Source organism: Streptomyces gilvus (genome assembly GCF_022513565.1).
Lineage (GTDB): Bacteria > Actinomycetota > Actinomycetes > Streptomycetales > Streptomycetaceae > Streptomyces > Streptomyces gilvus.
Genome location: NZ_JAKWBE010000031.1, coordinates 1 through 19,068 on the forward strand (window position 1 = coordinate 1; position 19,068 = coordinate 19,068).

At 68.3% G+C, this 19,068-nt stretch carries 18 protein-coding genes and 1 pseudogene; 9 read left to right on the top strand and 10 right to left on the bottom strand.

Annotated features, from left to right (window positions below; genetic code table 11):
- Positions 1 to 113 precede the first annotated feature (113 nt).
- The 5 genes from MKW14_RS33395 to MKW14_RS33415 are packed head-to-tail and all read right to left on the bottom strand — an operon-like array spanning position 114 to position 3,553.
- Complete coding sequence (locus tag MKW14_RS33395; RefSeq protein ID WP_240869240.1) at positions 114 to 677, bottom strand: hypothetical protein; 564 nt, start codon at positions 675 to 677, stop codon at positions 114 to 116.
- Positions 674 to 1,342, bottom strand: a complete 669-nt coding sequence (locus tag MKW14_RS33400) for a hypothetical protein (protein WP_240869242.1) — start codon at positions 1,340 to 1,342, stop codon at positions 674 to 676. The genes MKW14_RS33395 and MKW14_RS33400 overlap by 4 nt, the downstream gene beginning before the upstream one ends.
- Positions 1,339 to 1,923: a hypothetical protein gene (locus tag MKW14_RS33405; RefSeq protein ID WP_240869245.1), complete on the bottom strand. Its 585-nt coding sequence runs from the start codon at positions 1,921 to 1,923 to the stop codon at positions 1,339 to 1,341. Before MKW14_RS33405 ends, MKW14_RS33400 begins: the two co-directional genes overlap by 4 nt.
- A gap of 53 nt (positions 1,924 to 1,976) precedes the next feature.
- Positions 1,977 to 3,251, bottom strand: a complete 1,275-nt coding sequence (locus MKW14_RS33410) for a putative T7SS-secreted protein (RefSeq protein WP_374116630.1) — start codon at positions 3,249 to 3,251, stop codon at positions 1,977 to 1,979.
- On the bottom strand, positions 3,248 to 3,553 hold the full coding sequence (locus MKW14_RS33415) for a hypothetical protein (protein WP_240869251.1): 306 nt from the start codon (positions 3,551 to 3,553) through the stop codon (positions 3,248 to 3,250). Before MKW14_RS33415 ends, MKW14_RS33410 begins: the two co-directional genes overlap by 4 nt.
- A 120-nt stretch (positions 3,554 to 3,673) precedes the next feature.
- Between MKW14_RS33415 and MKW14_RS33420 the strand changes: the two genes are divergently transcribed.
- Positions 3,674 to 4,324, top strand: a complete 651-nt coding sequence (locus MKW14_RS33420) for a hypothetical protein (protein WP_240869254.1) — start codon at positions 3,674 to 3,676, stop codon at positions 4,322 to 4,324.
- Between the two features lie 67 nt (positions 4,325 to 4,391).
- Here the strand turns inward: MKW14_RS33420 and MKW14_RS33425 are convergent, their stop codons facing one another.
- Complete coding sequence (locus MKW14_RS33425; protein WP_240869256.1) at positions 4,392 to 4,694, bottom strand: WXG100 family type VII secretion target; 303 nt, start codon at positions 4,692 to 4,694, stop codon at positions 4,392 to 4,394.
- A gap of 258 nt (positions 4,695 to 4,952) precedes the next feature.
- Between MKW14_RS33425 and MKW14_RS33430 the strand changes: the two genes are divergently transcribed.
- Together MKW14_RS33430 and MKW14_RS33435 are read left to right on the top strand one after the other, a co-directional pair.
- Entirely contained in the window at positions 4,953 to 9,527 is a 4,575-nt protein-coding gene (locus MKW14_RS33430; protein ID WP_240869259.1) for an FtsK/SpoIIIE domain-containing protein, read from the top strand.
- A gap of 7 nt (positions 9,528 to 9,534) precedes the next feature.
- On the top strand, positions 9,535 to 9,945 hold the full coding sequence (locus MKW14_RS33435) for a hypothetical protein (protein ID WP_240869262.1): 411 nt from the start codon (positions 9,535 to 9,537) through the stop codon (positions 9,943 to 9,945).
- A 166-nt stretch (positions 9,946 to 10,111) separates the two neighbouring features.
- Here MKW14_RS33435 and MKW14_RS33440 read toward each other — a convergent pair whose 3' ends face one another.
- The gene (locus tag MKW14_RS33440; protein ID WP_240869264.1) at positions 10,112 to 11,896 is read right to left on the bottom strand and encodes a serine/threonine-protein kinase; all 1,785 of its coding nucleotides are present in this window, start codon (positions 11,894 to 11,896) and stop codon (positions 10,112 to 10,114) included.
- A 69-nt stretch (positions 11,897 to 11,965) separates the two neighbouring features.
- Positions 11,966 to 12,814, bottom strand: coding sequence for a menaquinone biosynthetic enzyme MqnA/MqnD family protein (locus MKW14_RS33445; RefSeq protein ID WP_240869266.1), 849 nt, complete (start codon positions 12,812 to 12,814; stop codon positions 11,966 to 11,968).
- A gap of 286 nt (positions 12,815 to 13,100) precedes the next feature.
- Between MKW14_RS33445 and MKW14_RS33450 the strand changes: the two genes are divergently transcribed.
- Entirely contained in the window at positions 13,101 to 13,304 is a 204-nt protein-coding gene (locus MKW14_RS33450) for a cold-shock protein (protein ID WP_003992177.1), read from the top strand.
- 349 nt (positions 13,305 to 13,653) lie between these two features.
- The gene (locus MKW14_RS33455) at positions 13,654 to 14,337 is read left to right on the top strand and encodes a class I SAM-dependent methyltransferase (protein WP_240869268.1); all 684 of its coding nucleotides are present in this window, start codon (positions 13,654 to 13,656) and stop codon (positions 14,335 to 14,337) included.
- A 31-nt stretch (positions 14,338 to 14,368) separates the two neighbouring features.
- Here the strand turns inward: MKW14_RS33455 and kstD are convergent, their stop codons facing one another.
- Complete coding sequence (gene kstD / locus MKW14_RS33460) at positions 14,369 to 16,147, bottom strand: 3-oxosteroid 1-dehydrogenase (RefSeq protein WP_240869270.1); 1,779 nt, start codon at positions 16,145 to 16,147, stop codon at positions 14,369 to 14,371.
- Between the two features lie 62 nt (positions 16,148 to 16,209).
- Positions 16,210 to 16,662, bottom strand: coding sequence for an ATP-binding protein (locus tag MKW14_RS33465; protein ID WP_240869276.1), 453 nt, complete (start codon positions 16,660 to 16,662; stop codon positions 16,210 to 16,212).
- A gap of 114 nt (positions 16,663 to 16,776) precedes the next feature.
- Here MKW14_RS33465 and MKW14_RS33470 point away from each other — a divergent pair, with 114 nt between their 5' ends.
- The 4 genes and pseudogenes from MKW14_RS33470 to MKW14_RS33485 all read left to right on the top strand — a co-directional run.
- Positions 16,777 to 17,631, top strand: a complete 855-nt coding sequence (locus tag MKW14_RS33470; protein WP_240869280.1) for a helix-turn-helix domain-containing protein — start codon at positions 16,777 to 16,779, stop codon at positions 17,629 to 17,631.
- The gene (locus MKW14_RS33475) at positions 17,628 to 17,882 is read left to right on the top strand and encodes a DUF397 domain-containing protein (RefSeq protein ID WP_240869281.1); all 255 of its coding nucleotides are present in this window, start codon (positions 17,628 to 17,630) and stop codon (positions 17,880 to 17,882) included. Before MKW14_RS33470 ends, MKW14_RS33475 begins: the two co-directional genes overlap by 4 nt.
- Complete coding sequence (locus MKW14_RS33480; protein ID WP_240869283.1) at positions 17,870 to 18,655, top strand: PIG-L deacetylase family protein; 786 nt, start codon at positions 17,870 to 17,872, stop codon at positions 18,653 to 18,655. Before MKW14_RS33475 ends, MKW14_RS33480 begins: the two co-directional genes overlap by 13 nt.
- Before the next feature lie 59 nt (positions 18,656 to 18,714).
- A pseudogene (locus MKW14_RS33485) lies at positions 18,715 to 19,041 on the top strand (helix-turn-helix domain-containing protein); the annotation flags it as partial.
- Between the last annotated feature and the right edge of the window lie 27 nt (positions 19,042 to 19,068).

Genomic DNA, 19,068 nt, shown 5'->3' on the forward strand with positions numbered 1-19,068 from the left:
GTCGGCGGACCCTCAAGAAAGATCGAGGTTAACGCCAATGAGGGTCCGTCAGCTTGCTGATGGACCCTCATGCAAGATCGAGGCTAGCCTGCCGTACTTCCTCTCCGCGCAAGTCACACAATCCAGCACAATGACTCGGAGATGGACATACAGAGTCGGTACATCGGCCCATTCACTCTGCTGAGCGGCACTGCGAATGCCAGGACGAGATAGCCGACGGCGCCGGGCATCTGTACGTACAAGTCCATGGTGGTTGGCGTGAGTATCCGCACTGCCTCGCCCGCGGGGAGGGCCAAGATTGACACCTCCCCAGCGGTTGCGTTCTGCGCCTGCTTCGCCTCCATTATCTGCTTGAGGTCCTGAGGGGTGACGGATTCGGTCCGCGGGATCAAAGAGACGGTCAATGACGCCGGCAGGATGACACCCCTGTCCAACTCGGGCCTCAGGAAGAATTCCAGCGCACCACATCTGACCCCAGTCTCGGCAGTGTTACGCAGAACAGCCCAAGTCTCCTGCTTGGTCTCGGCCGGTACGTTTTTCCCTTCAGCTTGGTAGTCCACGAAAGTCTTCAGTTGAGCGCGCCACCGGTCCTGCGTCAGATCGATACGGAACCAGTCCCGGGGGACAAGGAGTCGGTAGTCCTTGGGGGGTGCTGTGAGGTCGCCTTCCCTGGTCATCCGGGCATCACAATCAGCTTTCCCGAATCGTTGAACAGGCGGACACTCTTCACGACACCGGCGAACATGGATGAGAAGACATCCCAGCCCTGAGGCGTAGGGGTACCCATCTCCAAGACCAGGGCTGTCCCGTTGTTCAGAGGTATCTGCACTTGAATGAAGGAGGTCTCGACAGGCTCATCGACGCCGGAGGCCGTGAGACTTCCGGGGAGACTTCCCTTCCGGTTCCCGATGCAGGAGACGGCCGGGCCGCAGGGAAGCCGGATGTCACTGACCCGTCCGATACCAAGGTGACGCATCGTCGAACTGAGGAACCCCACTGGACGAGGTCCGGCTTGTTCATCGAGGTCGATCATACTGACGGTGACTGTCGCGGTGCAGCGCGTTCCGTCGACATCGGTCAGAACGAAACCCGAGTACTGTACGCCGGCCTCGACGAATGTGTCGTAGTGGGCGGCGACCATCAACGCCCATTCCAACTGCACTTCGAAGGTGGCCTCCGGCATGACGGTGCGGGCCAGCTCGATCAGCTGCTCGGCAGTCTCATCAAGGTCATCCGAGGCCATCGGGATCTCAAAGAACCCTTCCGGCATGATCCAGCGGACATCGACGCCTTCACCTCCCAGCGTGCTCTGGAGATTCCCTTCGGCTGTCACCGCACTCATGAGTGGCCTTTTCTGTCGTTGAACTGCGCTTCATCCACTTGAGGGTGGAAATTGGCTGCGAAAGGATACGGCCCATAGTGTGGGTAGCGGGCAGGAACATCTGCTCCTTCCCTACGTGCCAGATGCGCCAGTTCTCGATACTTTCGAGCACGAGCCCGGAGGTTTTGGCGGACAGGGTCTCCCCAGTGCGCCACCGCGGTTCTGACATATATGGCAGCCAGCACCACGACAACGACGATCGCCCCAGCCGCGTAGCCGGTTCGCGCGGTGTTCGACCCCCAGTACTGGACGACGCCACCCCAGTACACCGCTGCCCCAAAGCCTATGATCGCCAGGGGTACGCCGATCTTGAGACCCGCGTTGAACATGGCGACCTCGTCCTCATGCCGGAGTCGCAGCATGCGAAGCACGGCGCGATCGTCCAGGAAATCGAATCGGAGTTCTTTGCTGGCTTGCTCCGCAAGAGACTTGGCGGATGAGCTTGCGGCGATCACTTCACCGGGGACCAGCCTCGCACGTTCTCCACCCCTGCGGCCGACAAATTCCCATTCACCAAGGTTAAGGTCGGAAGAATCGCTCACCTGGATCGCCCCTTCCATGTGATGTGGTTTTCACCTGTGGTCAGGTTTCGCGCCTACGCCGCCAATGCTGCATGGAATGGCTGGGGCGACGGCCCGGGCGAGGGCTGAGGAGTGGGGGTGGACTGAGAGGGCTCGGGTTCCTGGTAACCGGTAGTCCCACCGTTCTGCCCGTCGAACATCCGATGGAGTGCACTGGCGAGGCCGTTGGCCTTGATGATGCCAGTGATCTGTTTGCCGCCGATGGGCACGAACTTCTCGGGAAGACCACCGACGTTGAGCTTCTGCCCGAGCTTGAGTCCACCGGCGAGGACCTTGTTCGTCAGACCCACGCTGAGGCCGTTGAGGAAGTTGTGCCCGATACCGTCGACCGCGGCGACTCCGCGGAACGAGCCCCAGGTGCCGAGCTTCCCGAAGGCCCTTAGCTTGGCGACGCCCTTGAGTCCGGTCAGTGCCCTGAACCCCTTGAGCGCCCCCAGCCCTGGCAGGACGCCCAGGAAGTCGGTTCCCAGCTTCAGCCAGTTGACCTTTCCGCCACGCACCGACATGTCGTAGGCGTGGCCGGCGAGCGCCGCTGCACTGGAGAGGACGGCAAGTGTGGCGAAGATGGGCACTAGGAACTGCAACGGCGGCACAAACGCACAGATGACTGCCAGGACTGACAGGATCGCGGATATGTTAGAGAACATGTCCGCCCAGTCAGCGAGCCAGTTCATGAACCCGCCTGGGTCACGGACCGCGTCGTGGTACGCCACGTTCCTGATCTGCCTGGCGGCACGATTCCCCGCATCGTCAAAGATGTCCTTGGCGTCCTTGACATCTTTGCGTGCCTGCCCGATTCGGTGCAGCGCGTCATCACGCTTCTTCTTCCACCGCTCGTATTCGTGCCTTTCCGCCTCGGGTATTTCACCAGCCGGATACTTGTCCGTGTACTTCTTCATTTCACGGTCGGCCAGATCGTGATCCGACTCTGCCTCACGATAGTTGGCCAAGGCCTTGTCAGCCTTCTTCTGGGCACGATAAAGCTCGCCGGCGAATTCCTTCGATTCTCCTTCGGCTACCTTGGTGCCAAGCGCTTTGGCCGCCTCGTCGTACCTCTCGAAGGACTTCTTGAGCCTATCTCCCGCACCGTCCGCGATCTCGTTGAAGGCACGACCCGCGTCGCTGTCCCACCCTTCCACCGAGGACAACGCCTTGATAACCCGTGCCTGTTCATCGATCGTATCGGCCATTTTGCGCAACTTTAGCCCGAGCGCTGCGACCTCATCAGGATCACCCGGCGTAGGGTCCTCGTCCCACAGCGGCGGCCAGTCAGCAGATCGCCTGCTCACTTCTTCCCCTTCCCCGTGGCGTCAGCAATGGCCTTGGCCAACTCGTGGTCGATCTCCTCGTACTTCTGTGCTGCGGCTCCGGTGTAGTCGGCCAGCTTCTTGAGTTCCTTCGTGAGCTTCTTGCGTGTCTTCTTCCATGTGCTGCTGAAGTCCTCGAAGGCGTCCTTCAGGCCGCCATGGCCCAGATCGTCCCCATAACCATCCGCAGGATTTCCGTGGTGTTCAAACTCGCGGTGAAGCTTGCCCAGGGTTCGCGAACAGCTCTTGATCATGTCAAGGTCGTACGCGATTCTGTCGGCCATTGATGAATTCCCCCATCGTGTACATGAGACACTGCTCCAACGCGTCCCCCCGCAAGCCGCAAGGAAGGTGAGACGATTTTGTCCAGGAGCACCAACCGCGCCATACGGAACCGCCTCGGCGTGACGCCGGACGCGGGAGCGTGGTGCACGATCGGCAAGATCCCCGAGCCGCCCGCGGACGCACACCGAGCCGCTGGAGCCGGGCCGCTGCGGCCTGCCTTGCTGAGACCGCTGGGCATGCTCGGCGCTGTACTCGTCGCGCCGTTCATGTTGATTGCCATGCTGTTCAGCCTCCTCGCCTCGGGTGAGGAGGCTCTCAAGCGCATGCTGTCGACCAAAGAGGAACGCGACCGTGCGCGCGCAGCGGACGACGACATCGAGCGACGTGATGAGGCCATTACCGAACTCGGGCTCGACAAGACCTTCGACGGCGACTGGAACAGGGCGGCCGGCCAGTTCCTCCTGCGCTGGTACAGCCATTCCTCCCACCACCAACGGTTTGTGTTCCTGACCGAGGGCCGCATCGTCCTGGCGGCACCGCCCAAGCGCGTTTCCGTCCGCCGGGACGAGCGCATGGGCGTCGTTGCCGAGATTCCCGCCGTCGAGGCACTCCTCGAGGATCCACTGCCCGCCTACGACAGCAACAAGCTGCGCATCCGCTTCAGCGACGGTTCTTGGCTGGTCTTGACCACCGAGGAGTGGCGCAGCGACCTGCACAAGTATCTGATGCGCCATCCGCAGCCCGGCGAGACGAAGAGCGCTGGGGACTGAAAGGCCGGTGCGATGGAGCATGTGACATGCCCCATCGCACCCAACCAGCAGACAGCTGCGGACTTTACTAGCCCTTGGCCTGCTTCGCCAGCTGCTCGTCCAGCTGCTCGTAAGCCTCCTTGGCCTTCTTCAGGAAGTCCGACAGGCCGTGCAGGCCCTGGATCGTCTTCGTGGCGCCCTTGGTGAAGTCCTTCATGGAGTCGTCGTACGCTCCCGAGGCCTTCTGGGTGGTGAAGCCGTTCTCCACGAGGGCGGAGACGCGCTTCTCGATGTTCTTGATCTTGTCTTCCAGCTCGTGCATGTCCTTGATCAGGTCGCCTGCGACCTTCTCCATCTCCGCATAAGTGAGATCGGTGTCTTTGCCGGCCATGACGGCTCCCTCCCGTTGGTGTGGCCTCAGGGCCTTCCCCCGTGGCTGTGTTGGCGGATGCGCGGCCGTGGACGGGCCGTCCGCACGAGCAAAGATCTTACGGGTGTGACCCATGGGACCGCAGGGGCCTCTTGCAAGGGATTCGTGAACCGCTGCACATCCCGTTGCGCCCGGCAAAGGCAGGGCGGTTAAGGTCACTCTCACTGTGTTGAGTGGAGCCACTGCGCTCGGTGGTTCCGGTGTGTTGGGGGACGAAGCGTGCGTCTGAGTCTGACCGTCGTCGACCCGCTCGGCGGTGCCAGTGCCGACGTGGTGCTCGACGCCGATCCGGAGTCCACCGTGGGCGCCATCGCGCAGGAGCTCGCACGGCACGTCGGCTGGGGCGGCGACGACGCCCAGATCATTCCGATCGGCGCCCACCGAGGCACCAGCGGAGGAACAGGAACCGGCTCCGGCCCCCTCGCCTACGTCGACGGGTACGCCGTCGATCCGAGCGCCACCGTCGTCAACTCCCCCCTCCGCGACGGCGTCGTCGTCAGCCTGCACGACCCCGCCGGGTGCATCCTCGGTGAGCCCACCGGCGTCGTCGAGTTCCGGGTCGCCGGTGGTCCCGCCGCCGGAGCCGTGCACCGGCTTGGTGTCGGACGGTACGACATCGGCAGCGGCCCCGCCGATCACATCCGCGTCGACGATCCCGAACTCCCTGCCCGCGCCGCCACCTTGTCCATCGCCATCGACGGCACCTGCCAGGTAACCCTGAACAAGGAGGGCCGCGACGGCGGTTCGCCTCGTCTCGATGGTGAGGACTTCAGTGGTGGGGACTGGCCACTGGGGTCACAGCTCGCCTTGGGCAACAGCCTTCTGGAGCTGGTCACTTACTCCCCGCCCAACGCCGCCCTCAAGTGGTCCGACGACGGTGCCGGGCTCGACTACAACCGGCCCCCGCGGCTGCGCCCCGCCGAGCGGCAGACGTCGTTCTCGTTGCCGAATCCGCCCGGTGACTACGAGGCCCGGCCGCTGCCCTGGCTGATGGCGTTGCTGCCGCTGGTCGGTGCCGTGGTGTCGGTGATGATGTTCGGGCGCTGGTACTACCTGATCATGGCTCTGATGAGCCCGATCATGCTGTTCGGCAACTACTTCATGGACAAGAAGCACGGCCGGAAGTCGCACGCCAAGCAGCGCAAGGAGTACCAGGAGCACAAGGAGCGCATCGAGAAGGACGCCCAGGAGGCGCTGGTCGCCGAGCGGACGGACCGGCGGCAGGCCGTGCCCGACCCCGCCGCCGTGCTCGCCACCGGCACCGGCCCGCGCACCCGGCTCTGGGAGCGCCGTCGCACCGACGCCGATCACCTGCTGATCCGCTTCGGCACCGGACGCGTCCCCTCCGAGGTCGAACTCGACGACCCCGAGCAGGACGAGCACAAGCGCAAGGTCCGCTGGTTCATCGAGGACGCGCCGGTCGCCCTCCCCCTGAGGGAACTCGGCGTGATCGGCGTCGCCGGTCCCGGTGACTCCGCGCCCGCGATGGGGCGTTGGGCCGTGGCCCAGACCGCCGTGCTGCACAGCCCGATGGACGTGCAGTTCTACGTCCTGACCGACAACGACGCCCGTGAGCGCTGGGACTGGGTGCGCTGGCTGCCGCACTCCCGCCCGGCGAGCGGACAGGACGTCAACGTCCTGATCGGGACGGACTCCGAGACCGTGGGCGCGCGCGTCGGTGAGCTCACCCAGCTGCTGGACGCCCGGCAGAAGGCCCTTCAGCAGGGCGGCCGCAACAAGACCGACGGGCCCGCCTTCTCCGACCCCGACATCGTCGTCGTCTGGGACGGGTCGCGGCGGCTGCGGTCCATGCCGGGTGTCGTACGACTGCTGCGGGAGGGTCCGTCGGTCGCCATCTACGCGATCTGCCTGGACGAGGAGGAGCGGTTCCTGCCCGGTGAGTGCCAGGCCTTCGTGGTCGCCGAGCCGCGGCAGACCGACTCCGCCGACCAGTCGGCGCCCGTGGCCCAGCAGTCCGTCGGCGGCTTCCCCTCCTTCCAGGCCTGGCATCCCACCGCCCAGCAGGCGGAGGAACTCGCCACCAAGGCACCGGAGTTGCGGCTGCGCGTCGAGCAGACCGGAGCGCTGCGGAAGAAGAACGTACGGCCCGACTTCGTCTCCGCCGCCTGGTGTGCCCGGCTCGCCCGTTCCCTGTCCCCGCTGCGCGACATCAGCGGCGAGACCGAGGACTCGGCGCTGCCCGGTTCCAGCCGGCTGCTCGACGTGCTCCAGCTGGAGCCGCCGACGCGGGACGCGATCGCCGCGCGGTGGCGGATGGGCGGTCAGTCGACGATGGCGGTCATCGGTGAGTCGTACGACGGCACGTTCGGCATCGACCTGCGGCGCGACGGCCCGCACGGACTGATCGCCGGTACGACCGGTTCGGGTAAGTCGGAGCTGCTGCAGACCATCGTCGCCGCGCTGGCGGTGGCCAACACGCCGGAGAACATGACCTTCGTCCTCGTCGACTACAAGGGCGGCTCGGCGTTCAAGGACTGCGTCAAACTCCCGCACACCGTCGGCATGGTGACCGACCTCGACGCCCATCTCGTCGAGCGGGCCCTGGAGTCGCTGGGCGCCGAGCTGAAGCGCCGCGAGCACATCCTCGCCGCCGCCGACGCCAAGGACATCGAGGACTACCAGGATCTGGTACGACGGGACCCGTCCCACCCTCCGGTCCCCCGACTCCTCATCGTCATCGACGAGTTCGCCTCGATGGTGCGTGATCTGCCCGACTTCGTCACGGGGTTGGTCAACATCGCCCAGCGAGGCCGGTCCCTCGGCATCCACCTGCTCCTCGCCACCCAGCGGCCCTCCGGTGTCGTCTCCCCCGAGATCCGCGCCAACACCAACCTCCGTATCGCGCTGCGCGTGACGGACGCCGGTGAGTCCACGGACGTCATCGACGCGCCCGACGCCGGGCACATCGCGAAGAGCACGCCGGGTAGGGCGTACGTCCGGCTCGGGCATGCCTCGCTGATCCCGTTCCAGTCGGGCCGGGTCGGTGGCCGCCGCCCCGGTGCCGCCGATCCCGCCACGCTCGCGCCCTGGGCCGGTTCGCTGACCTGGCAGGACCTGGGCCGGGGCGCGCTGGCGAAGCCCAAGTCCGAGGCGCGCGAGGACGACGAGATCACCGACCTCAAGGTGCTGGTGGACGCGGTACGGGAGGCCAACCAGGCGCTCGGCATCCCCGCGCAGCACTCGCCGTGGCTGCCGGCGCTGGACGAGACGCTGCTCCTGGACGACGTACCGGCCCCGCACAGCCAGGGTTCGCTGCCCGCCGCCCCGTACGGCATCGAGGACCTGCCCGCCGACCAGGCGCGGCGTCCGGTCGTCGTCGACTTCGCGACCTTCGGGCACCTCATCGTCGCCGGTGCCCCGCGCACCGGCCGTTCGCAGGTGCTGCGCACCATCGCCGGTTCGCTGGCCCGCACCAACTCCTGTGCGGACGTGCACCTTTACGGGATCGACTGCGGCAACGGCGCCCTGAACGCGCTCACCCGCCTCCCACACTGCGGCGCGGTCGTCAGCCGCAACCAGCTGGAGCGGGTCGAGCGGCTGATCAGCCGGCTGTCCGGTGAGCTGAGCCGCCGTCAGGAGCTGCTGGCCGACCGAGGGTTCGCGGACATCGGCGAGCAGCGGGCGGCCGTCTCCGAGCAAGAGCGGCTGCCGCACATCGTCGTGCTGCTGGACCGCTGGGAGGGCTGGCTGCCCACGCTCGGCGAGCACAACCACGGTGATCTGACCGACCAGATCATGGCGATGATGCGCGAGGGCGCGAGCGTCGGCCTGCATGTCGTGATCACCGGTGACCGGCAGCTGCTGGCGGGCCGTATCTCCTCCCTCACCGAGGACAAGTACGGTCTGCGGCTGGCCGACCGGGCCGACTTCTCGATGCTGGACATCAACTCCCGCAAGGTGCCCGAGGAGATCCCGCCGGGCCGCGCCTTCCGCAGCGAGACGGCGGCGGAGACGCAGTTCGCGCTGCTCTCCGAGGACACCACGGGTCAGGGCCAGAACGCCGCGCTGGTCGCCATCGGCGAGGCGGCGGCGGTCCGGGACGCCCAAGTGCCGCGCTCCCTGCGGCCGTTCCGGGTGGACGTGCTGCCGAGCCGTATCTCCTTCGACGACGCGTGGGCCATGCGCGACCCGGCGACGACCTCCGCCCCGCTGTGGGCCCTCGCGGGGGTGGGCGGCGACGAACTCACCGCGTTCGGTCCGGACCTGGCGCAGGGCGTGCCGGCGTTCGTCATCGGCGGACCGGCCAAGTCCGGCCGCTCCACGATGCTGTTGAGCTTCGCCCGGTCCTACCTCAGCAAGGGCGTGCGCCTGGTCGTCGCGGCCCCGCGCCCCTCGCCCCTGCGTGAACTGGACGGCCAGGAAGGTGTGTTGAAGGTCTTCACCGGGCGTGACGTCGACGAGGACGAGCTGACGGAACTCGTCGACACGGCCAAGCCGGAGGACCCGGTCGTCGTCCTGGTCGACGACGCCGAGGTGCTGGACGACTGCGACGCCGAGGACGTCTTCAAGCGGATCGTGGAGCGCGGCGCCGAGGAGGGGCTGGCCGTCGTCATCGCCGGCGACGAGGACGAGATCTGCGACGGCTTCTCCGGCTGGCAGGTCGACGCGAAGAAGGCCCGCCGCGGCATCCTGCTCTCCCCGCAGGAGTCCGGCTCCGGCGAGCTCATCGGCATCCGCACCAACCGCAGCATGGTCGGCGGCCCGATCACCCCGGGCAAGGGCATGCTGCACCTGGGCACCGGCGAACACGTCACGGTCACGACGCCGCTGTAGGGATCACGTGGGTACGAGTTCGAGAAGGCCGGGCCGCCGGAGGGCGGCCGGCGGGGCGCTGCGGTACGAGCACCGGCCGGGCAGACCGAGGGAGGAGCAGCGCGAGGAGCGCGGCAACTGGCTCTTCGGCTGCCTGCCGATCCCCGTCTTCCTGCTCCTCATCGCCCCGTTGATGTTCATCGAGAGGTTCTGGGGCCATGGCATCTGGGGCGACCTCGCGTCGTCGTGGCCGGGTGGCGCCTACGCCTTCGCGGCCACCGTCGGTGCCTGCCTGCCGCTGGCGTTCGCGGCGTTCGTCGCCCCGCTGACCCGCATGGACTGGAAGGCAGGCAGGCTTCGTTCGCTGACATGGGCGATCGGGTCGCTGCCCGGGCTCGGCGCCGGTTATCTGATCGCGGGCGTGATCAGGGCGACGTAGCGCCCCAAGCACCGAAAGGACTGGGCTTACGGCTGCTACAGCCGCGGGGGCCCCTGCTGGGTGCACGTCGAGTACCCGTACGTCTGGCCGGTCGGCCTCCTCGCCACCCTGGCGACGACCGCACTGATCATCGCCGCGCTCGTGAAGTACGTGCGAGCCAACCGGTCTACCCCACCTTCGACATCCGAGCCGTAGGCCGCCCCTCCGCCTCGCTGTCCGACACGTACTTCAGGTCGTCGCCCACCCGCGACAACCGCACGGTGTGCGGGGTCGGATTGCAGCCCTCGTGGTTGGACGCGGCGCCCACCGACGTGGCGACGAGCTCCTTCTTCGTCACCGACTTCACGGACAGTACGTCGGTGCAGACGCCGCCGAGCTGGTCGGTCTGCTGGAGTCGGCCCAACTCCTGCCCGACGGAAGCCTGGTGGACCGTGAGCCGGAAGGTCCCGACCGGAAGGGTGCCGTTCAGCGCGGTGGCCTGCCCCTCCCAGGTGCCGAGGTAGGAGACGGGAACGGCGGCGGCGCCCGGGCTGGGCGCGTCGCTCGTCGCGGAACTCGGCGTCACCGAGTGCGCCGGGGGACTGCCGACCGCGCCGCCTCCGTTGGTCTCGTTGTCCCCGCTCCGCCACTGGTCCAACAAGACCACCGACCCCACCGTCACCGCCGCCAACGCCCCCGCCACCGCGAGCGCCACCGTGCAGCTCAGCTTCCGCCCGTGTCCGCCCTCCCCCGGCACGGACGTCGCCGCCACCGACACGGAGAGCCTCCCGGGCCGTTGCTCCACGGGAGGCGCGTCCCGCGGCTCGGGTACGGCGGCCAAAGCGCCGGGGGCCGGAGCGCCAGAGGCCGGAGCATCGGAGGCCGGGGTGCCAGAGGCCAGACCGCCCGAACCCGAAGCGTCGCCGCCCGTCGCCTCCCCCGCCATCACCGGCGCCGGCCCGAACTCCCCCGCGATCGCCCCCGGTTCACCACCCCCCACAGAAGGCCTGCTGAACCCCACCGGCCCCGAAGCGGCCTCCCCCGCCTCACCCGCCTCACCCGCGTCCCCCGTCTCCGCGGCCTCCAGATTCAGCAGCCGTACCGCGCTCCTGCTCACCTGCTCCACCAGCGCCCCCGGCAGCCACCCGCCCGCCACCAGCCGCGCCGCGCCCTCAGGGGCCAGCCGCCGGGCAAGGTCGGCCGGAGTGGGACGGGCACCGGGGTCCTTGGCCAGGCACGCCTCCGTGACCTCCCGCAACTCGCCGCTCAGCGAGCCGAGTTCGGGCTGCTCGTGGACGACCTTGTAGAGGAGCGCGGCCGACGAGTCGCCAGGGAACGGCGGCTCGCCCGTCGCCGCGAACGCCAGCACCGCGCCGAGGGAGAAGACGTCGGCCGCACCGGTCGCGCCCTTGCCGAGGATCTGCTCCGGGGACATGTAGCCGGGAGAGCCGATCGAGACGCCGGTGGAGGTGAGGGACGCGGTGCCGTCCGTGGCGCGGGCGATGCCGAAGTCGATCAACAGGGGCCCGTCCAGGGTCAGCAGGACGTTGGACGGCTTCACGTCCCGGTGCACCAGGCCCAGTTCGTGCACCGCCGTCAGCGCCTCCCCGAGCCCCGCGCCCAGCGCTCGTACGGAATGGGCGGGCAGCGGACCGGCGTCCGCGACCGCCGTCGCGAGGGAGGGGCCCGCCGCGTAGGCCGTGGCGACCCAGGGGACGGGTGCCTCGGGGTCGGCGTCGAGGACGGGTGCCGTCCACGCGCCGCCGACCCGCCGTGCCGCCTCCACCTCGCGGCGGAACCGGGCGCGGAACTCCTCGTCGAGCGCGAAGTGCGGGTGCACGATCTTGACCGCGACCGTGCGGCCCCCGGCGCTGCGGCCCAGGTAGACCCGGCCCATGCCGCCGGAGCCGAGCCGGCCGAGCAGCCGGTAGGGTCCGACGACGGTCGGCTCGTCGACTCCGAGCGGCTGCATGGCGTCACTCTCCCCCTGTACGCCGGCGTCACGCTCCCCCGGTACGCCTGCTGTGCGGCAGCGTAGTGATTACGGCTGGAGCAGCTCCACCTTCACGTCCGCCGGAAAACCGGTCGTCGGCCCGACGCGCCGGGCGAACTCGGCGACGGCCGCCAGCTGGGGGCCGCCGAAGCGGAAGTCGAGGGTGGTGAAGTAGCGCTCCAAGACCTTCTGGTCGAAGGCCTCCCAGCGGGCGGCCTGTTCGGCGACCTTGCCGACCTCCTCCAGGGAGAGGTTGCGGGAGTCGAGGAAGGCCTCGTGGACGCGGCGGGTGATGACCGGTTCGCGCTCCAGGTAGTCGCGCCGGGCCGCCCACACCGCGAAGACGAACGGCAGGCCGGTCCACTCCTTCCACAGGCTCCCGAGGTCGTGCACCGCCAGGCCGTACTTCGGGCCGTCGAGGAGGTTGGCGCGCAGCGCCGCGTCCCCGATCAGTACGGCCGCCTCGGCCTCCTGCATCATCAGGCTCAGGTCGGGCGGGCAGGTGTAGTAGTCGGGCCGGACGCCGTAGCGGTCGGCGAGGAGGAGCTGGGCCAGGCGGACCGAGGTGCGCGAGGTCGACCCGAGGGCGACCCGACGGCCGTCGAGCTGGTCCAGCGGGACCTGCGAGACGATCACGCAGGACATGACCGGGCCGTCGCAGCCGACGGCGATGTCGGGGAAGGCGACCAGGTCGTCCGCGTTCTTGAGGAACTCGACGAGGGTGATGGGCCCGATGTCGAGGTCTCCCTGCACCAGCTGCTCGCTGAGCTTCTCCGGGGTGTCCTTGGTGAGCTCGAAGTCGAGGAGCGTGCCCGTTCTCGCGAGCCCCCAGTACAGGGGCAGGCAGTTCAGGAACTGGATGTGGCCGACGCGCGGCCGGGTGCGAGAATTGTCCACATCGCGAGGCTAGACCCTATGGGGTACGCTCCCTACTTCGGCCCTGCGTCAACCCACTCTCGGATCTTTCAAACATCCGGGTGACGTGATCTTGCCCTCTATTGCTTTCGGCTGCCCGCGTGCTAGGCTCGCCGCAAGTTGCAGTTTGGTTTCCTTGCAGTACAGAGCCTGCGGAGCATGTAACCGCGGGCTCTCGTCGTTTTCAGACGTATGCAGTTGTGCGGCACTTGTTTTCACACTTGCAGGGTTCTGGAGCAGGGCAACCCTTTGGGCCCAAGGAGGGCTTATGGCTACCGGAACCGTGAAGTGGTTCAACGCCGAAAAGGGCTTTGGCTTCATCGCCCAGGAAGGCGGCGGCCCCGACGTCTTCGTTCACTACTCCGCGATCAACGCGAGCGGCTTCCGTTCGCTGGAGGAGAACCAGCAGGTCTCCTTCGACGTGACCCAGGGCCCGAAGGGCCCGCAGGCGGAGAACGTCACCCCCGTCTGATCATTCGGTCTCGGAGCCTGGTGCTTTGATCCGGAACAGATAGCAGTACCCAAGGAGCCCCACGCCGCAAGGCGGTGGGGCTCCTGCCTTTGCGGAGTGGCTGGTCTGCCTTTGCAGGGTGGATAGTCGAACTTGCATTCGATAGAACGTCCGCCGCCCCGAGCCACTCCTGAACACACGAATGGCCGCTTTCAGCCTCGTGATCGCCGACACGCTCGGCCGGGAGCGGCTCACCCGACTGGTCGGCGCCCATCCGGGCACTGATGAGACCCTTCAGAGTCGGCGCACGCCCCCGTGGGACGACACGCGCCCCGGCCGATTGTCAGTGGGGGCCTCTACGGTTTTGACCATGACCGACTCCGAGACCGAGATCGAGATCGAGACCGAGACCGGGTTCCTGAGCGAGACGAAGGTGTTCTACGACGCCATCGCCGAGGATTACGCCGCCCTGTTCCAGGAGGAGCTGAAGGACCGGCCGCTGGAGCGGGCGATACTCGGGGTCTTCGCCGAACTGGTGGAGGGTGAGGGGCCGGTGGCGGACCTGGGGTGTGGTCCCGGCCGTACGACCGGGCGCCTCGCCGCCCTCGGGCTGGACGTCTACGGACTCGATCTGTCGGAGTCGATGCTGGCCATCGCCCGGCGGGAGAATCCGGGTCTGCGGTTCGAGCAGGGCTCGATGCTGGACCTGGACCTTCCCGACGGGTCGCTGGCGGGCGCGTCGTGCTGGTACTCGTCCATCCACACCCCTGTGGACCGGCTGCCCGCCCTCTTCGCCGAGTTCCACAGGGTGCTGGCACCCGGAGCGCCGCTGCTGGTCGCCTTCCAGGCGGGCGACCGGCACCGCCACTACGACCGAGCCTTCGGCCACGACGTGTCGCTGACCTTCCAGCGCCGCCAACCGGACGTCATGGCCGCTCTGTTGACGGACGCCGGCTTCGCCCTCCACTCCCGGACGGTTCGCGAGGCCGACGAGAGCCTCCACGAGACCTCCCCGCAGGCCTTCCTCATAGCCCGCAGGCCGACTTCTTCATAGCCCGCAAACCACCCGCGACCGCCACCACCTCCTAGAGCGCCCCGGCGATGTCCAGCGCCGCGATGTAGCCGAAGGTCATCGCGGGACCGATGGTCGACCCGGCGCCCGCGTAGCTGTGGCCCATCACGGCGGCGCTGGCGTTCCCGGCGGCGTACAGGCCGGGGATGACGGACCCGTCGGCCCGCAGCACCCGCGCCCGCGCGTCCGTCACCAGTCCGCCCTTGGTGCCCAGGTCGCCCGGGACGATGCGGAAGGCGTAGTACGGCGGCAGCCAGAGCGGGGCGAGGCAGGAGTTCGGGAGGACGGAGGGGTCGGTGTAGTAGTGGTCGTACGCGCTGTCGCCGCGCCCGAAGTCCGTGTCCGTCCCTTTCAGGGCGAGGGAGTTGAAGCGGTCGACGGTGGCGCGCAGCGCGGCCGCCGGGACGCCGACGGATGAGGCGAGGGCGTCGAGGGTCCAGGCCTTGTACGCGGCGCCGGAGCTGTACCAGTCGTCGGGGAAGGTGAAGGTGGGGGCGACGTCCTTGAAGAGGTACCGGTCGCGGTAGTTCTGGTCGACGATCAGCCAGGCCGGGATGTCGGGATCGGTGGGGTCGCGCCGGTACATGGTGTGGACGACGTCGCTGTAGGGGGCGGCCTCGTTGACGAACCGCGCGCCGGCCGCGTTGATGAGCAGACCGCCGGGGAGGGTGCGTTCGGCGAGGCAGAAGTACGGCTGGTCGGGCAGCGGGATGGCAGGACCCCACCAGGCGTCCTCCATCAGCCCGAGCGCGCCGCCCACCTGCTGCCCGGCCCGGATCCCGTCGCCGGTGTTCTCCTTCGCGCCGACCGTCCAGTCGGTCCCGATGGGCTGCTGCTGATACTGGGCGCGCATGGCGGCGTTGTGCTCGAACCCACCGGAGCCGACCACGACGGCACGGCGGGCGCGTACGAGGCCGGAGGTGCCGTTCTTCGTGACGACCGCGCCGGTGACGGCACCGCCCTCGACGTACAGGCTGGTCAGCGGGGTGCTGAGCCACACCGGAGCCCCGGCGTCCATGAGCCCCTTGCGCAACCCGGCGGCGAGCGACTGCCCCATGGTCAGCGGCTTCTGCCCGAGCAGCGCCGCCTTGGTGCCGCGGGCCAGGCACTCGGTGGCGACCGCGGCGCCCTTGACGCTCACGGCGGCGAGGGCGAGCCACTTGTAGTCGGCGCTGAAGACGACCATGCCGGCGGGGACCTGCATGTACGGCGGGTTGAGGTGGGCGAGTTCGGCGCCGAGCAGGTTGCCGTCGAACTGGTCGGGCTCGATGGAGCGGCCGTTGGGGAGGCCACCGGGCAGCTCGGGGTAGTAGTCGCTGTAGCCCTCCATCCACCGGAAGCGCAGCGGGCTGTTGGCCATCACGAAGGAGATCATGTCGGGGCCGTGGGCGAGGAAGGCCTGCTGCCGGGCCGCGGGGACGTCCGATCCGACCACCGCGGCGAGATAGGCGGCGGCCTTGGCGGGGGTGTCCGGGACGCCGGCGGCGAGGATCACGGAGTTGTTGGGGATCCACACCCCGGCTCCGGAACGGGCCGCCGACCCGCCGAAGGTGGCCGCCTTCTCCACGACCACGACACCGAGCCCCTGCCCCGCCGCGGTGAGGGCGGCGGTCATCCCGGCGGCACCGGAGCCGATGACGACGACGTCGTACGTGCCGAGCAGGGGCAGATCGGCGGCACCGGCACCGTGGGCGCCCGCCGCGAGGGCGAGCCCCGCGCCGGCCGTCGTACCGAGCACCTGTCTGCGGGTGGGTCGGGCTGTACGTCTCGCACGGTCCGCGTTTGTGGACATGTCGGTCCCTTCTACCGGACGAGGACAAGGGGACCGGAATGTGGCGCGGGGGTCTTGGGAAGTCAAGAGCCGTGCCGGCCGGGGCCGAGCGGAAGTTCGGCCCAGACGGTCTTGCCGACGGCGCGCTGGGTGACACCCCAGGCGGCGGCGAGAAGGGTGACGAGAACGAGCCCCCGCCCCCGCTCACCGTCCGGCTCGTCGACGGCGAACCGCAGTTCTCGATCCCCGCGAGCGTCACTCACTTCGATACGCAGGGTCTCCTCGTCCGGCGACAGCGACAACCTCAGCTCGAAGTCCCGCCCGGGTACGCGCCCATGCGTGACGGCATTGGCTGCGAGCTCCGCGACGACGTGCTGTGCGGTGTCGTTCAGGTCGCTGTCGTGGGGGAATCCCCAGGCCTGCAGTTGCTGGGCGGTGAGGCGGCGGGCGAGTCGTGCACCCCGGGGCGTCGAGCTGAGGCGCTGGGTCAGTTCGGCGCTGGGAGTGCTGGTGGGGGTGGAGATTTCGGCGTTCACGTGACTGAGAGTGGCGGTTTGTCTCTACCCTGACCAGGGAGGACATGGCGACTGTGGGTAGCTGTACGGCTGCGTTCGGTGCGCGGTACGGGTTGTCGGGCGGGAGGGTGAGGCGTGGAGGACCGCAGGCCGGAGACACCGGCGGAGGCCGAGGGGACGACGGGCTTGTTCACGGCACTGGGCAAGATGCTCAGGCTGCTGCGGGAGGGGAGGGGGCTGACGCAGAAGGAGTTCGGCGAGCTGGTGTCGTACGGGCCGGACCAGATCTCGGCGATGGAAAGGGGCGTACGGACGCCCCAGCCGGACTTCCTGGAGAAGGCGGACGAACTGCTCGACGCGGGCGGCTTGTTGAAGGAGGTCATCCCGGACGTCAAGGAGGCGATGGCTCGGGCGCGGACCAGGCATCCGGAGTGGTATCGGAGTTATGCGTCAATGGAGGCGGAGGCGGTGGAGCTGCACGTCTACGCCAACCAAGGAGTCCCGGGCCTGTTGCAGACCGCGGACTATGCCGAGGCCGTGTTCCGCCAGAGGCGGCCCTTCCTGAGCGAGGAGACCATTGAGAAGCGAGTGGCGGACCGGCTCTCGCGCCAGCGGGTCTTCGACCGTTGGCCGCCGCCCATCGTGAGCTACGTCCTCGAAGAGGTCTTGCTCGATCGGCCGATCGGCGGGCCGACCGTCTTCAGGGAACAACTGCTGCGTCTCCTGCAAGTCGGCGGCATGCGCAATGTCGAGATCCAGGTGATGCCGACGAGGTGCGAGGAACACCCCAACCTGGACAGCGCGTTCAACCTGCTGGTGCCCAAGGGGCATGGCCAGGTTGCCTATACGGAGGCACAGGGCTACCCCCGGCTGATCACCGACCGAGAAGAGGTCCGCAAGATCGCCGACCGCTATGGGATCATGCGGGCGATGGCGCTCTCTCCTTCGGAGTCCCGGGCGTTGGTCGAGAAGAAGCTGGAGGAGCTATGAGCAACAGCGAACTCACCTGGTTCAAGTCCAGCTACAGCGGCGGCGAAGGCGGCGAATGCCTCGAAGTCGCCTACAGCTGGCGCAAATCCAGCTACAGCAGCGGCGAGGGCGGCGAATGCCTCGAAGTCGCCGTCACCCCCGCCACCGTCCACGTCCGCGACTCCAAGCACCGCCCGGAAGACGGTCCCCACCTCACCGTCTCCCCCGCCGCCTGGGCCGCCTTCCTCTCCTCGTCCCGTTGGACGCGCTGACCCGGCAGACAAGCCTCCCCTCCCTCCTCGCCGTCTTCGCTCACCCCGACGACGAGTCGCTGGCAGCCGGTGGTGTGCTCGCACGGCATGCCGAGTCGGGGGCGCGGACCGGGGTGGTGACCGCCACCTGGGGGGAAGGGACCCGGCGGGCCGGGGAGTTGGCGGAGGCGTTGCGGATTCTCGGGGCCGGGGAGCCCCGACTGCTGGGGTACGCCGACGCCCGGGTGCCCGAGTCCGCGCCCGGTCGCGCCCGGTTCTGCGACGCGCCGCTCGACGAGGTCGTGGGGCGGCTCGTGGCGCAGAGCCGGGAGTTCCGGCCCGACATCGTCGTCACGCACGACGCCTACGGCAATCTCAGCGGGCATCCCGACCATGTGCGGGCCCATCGGGTGACCGTGCTCGCGGTGGAAGCCGCCGGATGGGCCCGGCTCCATCCCGGGGCCGGCACGCCCTGGCGGGTGGGGGCTCTTTATCTCGCCACTCATCCCGACTCCGCCGCCCGCGCGCTGGGGCATGTGCTGGTGCGGCCGGGCAGAGACCTGTTCAGCGTGCCCGACGAGCGGATCGATGTCGCCGTCGACGTCCGCCCCTGGGTGCGGCGGAAGCTCGATGCCGTGATGGCTCATCGGAGTGAGGTCGAGCGGGGGGCGTTGCCGGGACGGCTTGCCGCGCTGCCCGAGGAGCTGAGAGCCCGCCTGATGTCCACCGAGTGGTACACACGTCACGGCAGCAGTGCGTACGAAACTGTTTCGTTTTGCAGTTGCACAGGGTAAGGCCGAAGGCGGAAGGACACGTACGAAACCGTATCGTTCACCTGGGGAAGGTGAGGGAAGTGGCCGAGGTCGCAACGTCGCGGCGCAGTCGGTTCACGGCCGAGCGTGAGGTCGAGCTGTACGAGACCGTGCTGGAGCTGCTCGGCGAGGTCGGGTACGACGGACTGACCATGGACGCCGTCGCCGCCCGCACCCGGACCAGCAAGGCGACGCTCTACCGCCAGTGGGGCGGCAAGGTCGAGCTGGTCGTCGAGGCGATGCGGCACAAGCAGGCCGGCGTCGTCTGCGAGGTCGACACCGGCTCGTTGCGGGGCGACTTCGAGGCCCTGCTCGCGCATGGCGACGAGCCCGCCATGGAGGAGACGTCCTTACTGATGCGCGGCCTTTAATTGCTCAGCACATCGGTCCGAAAC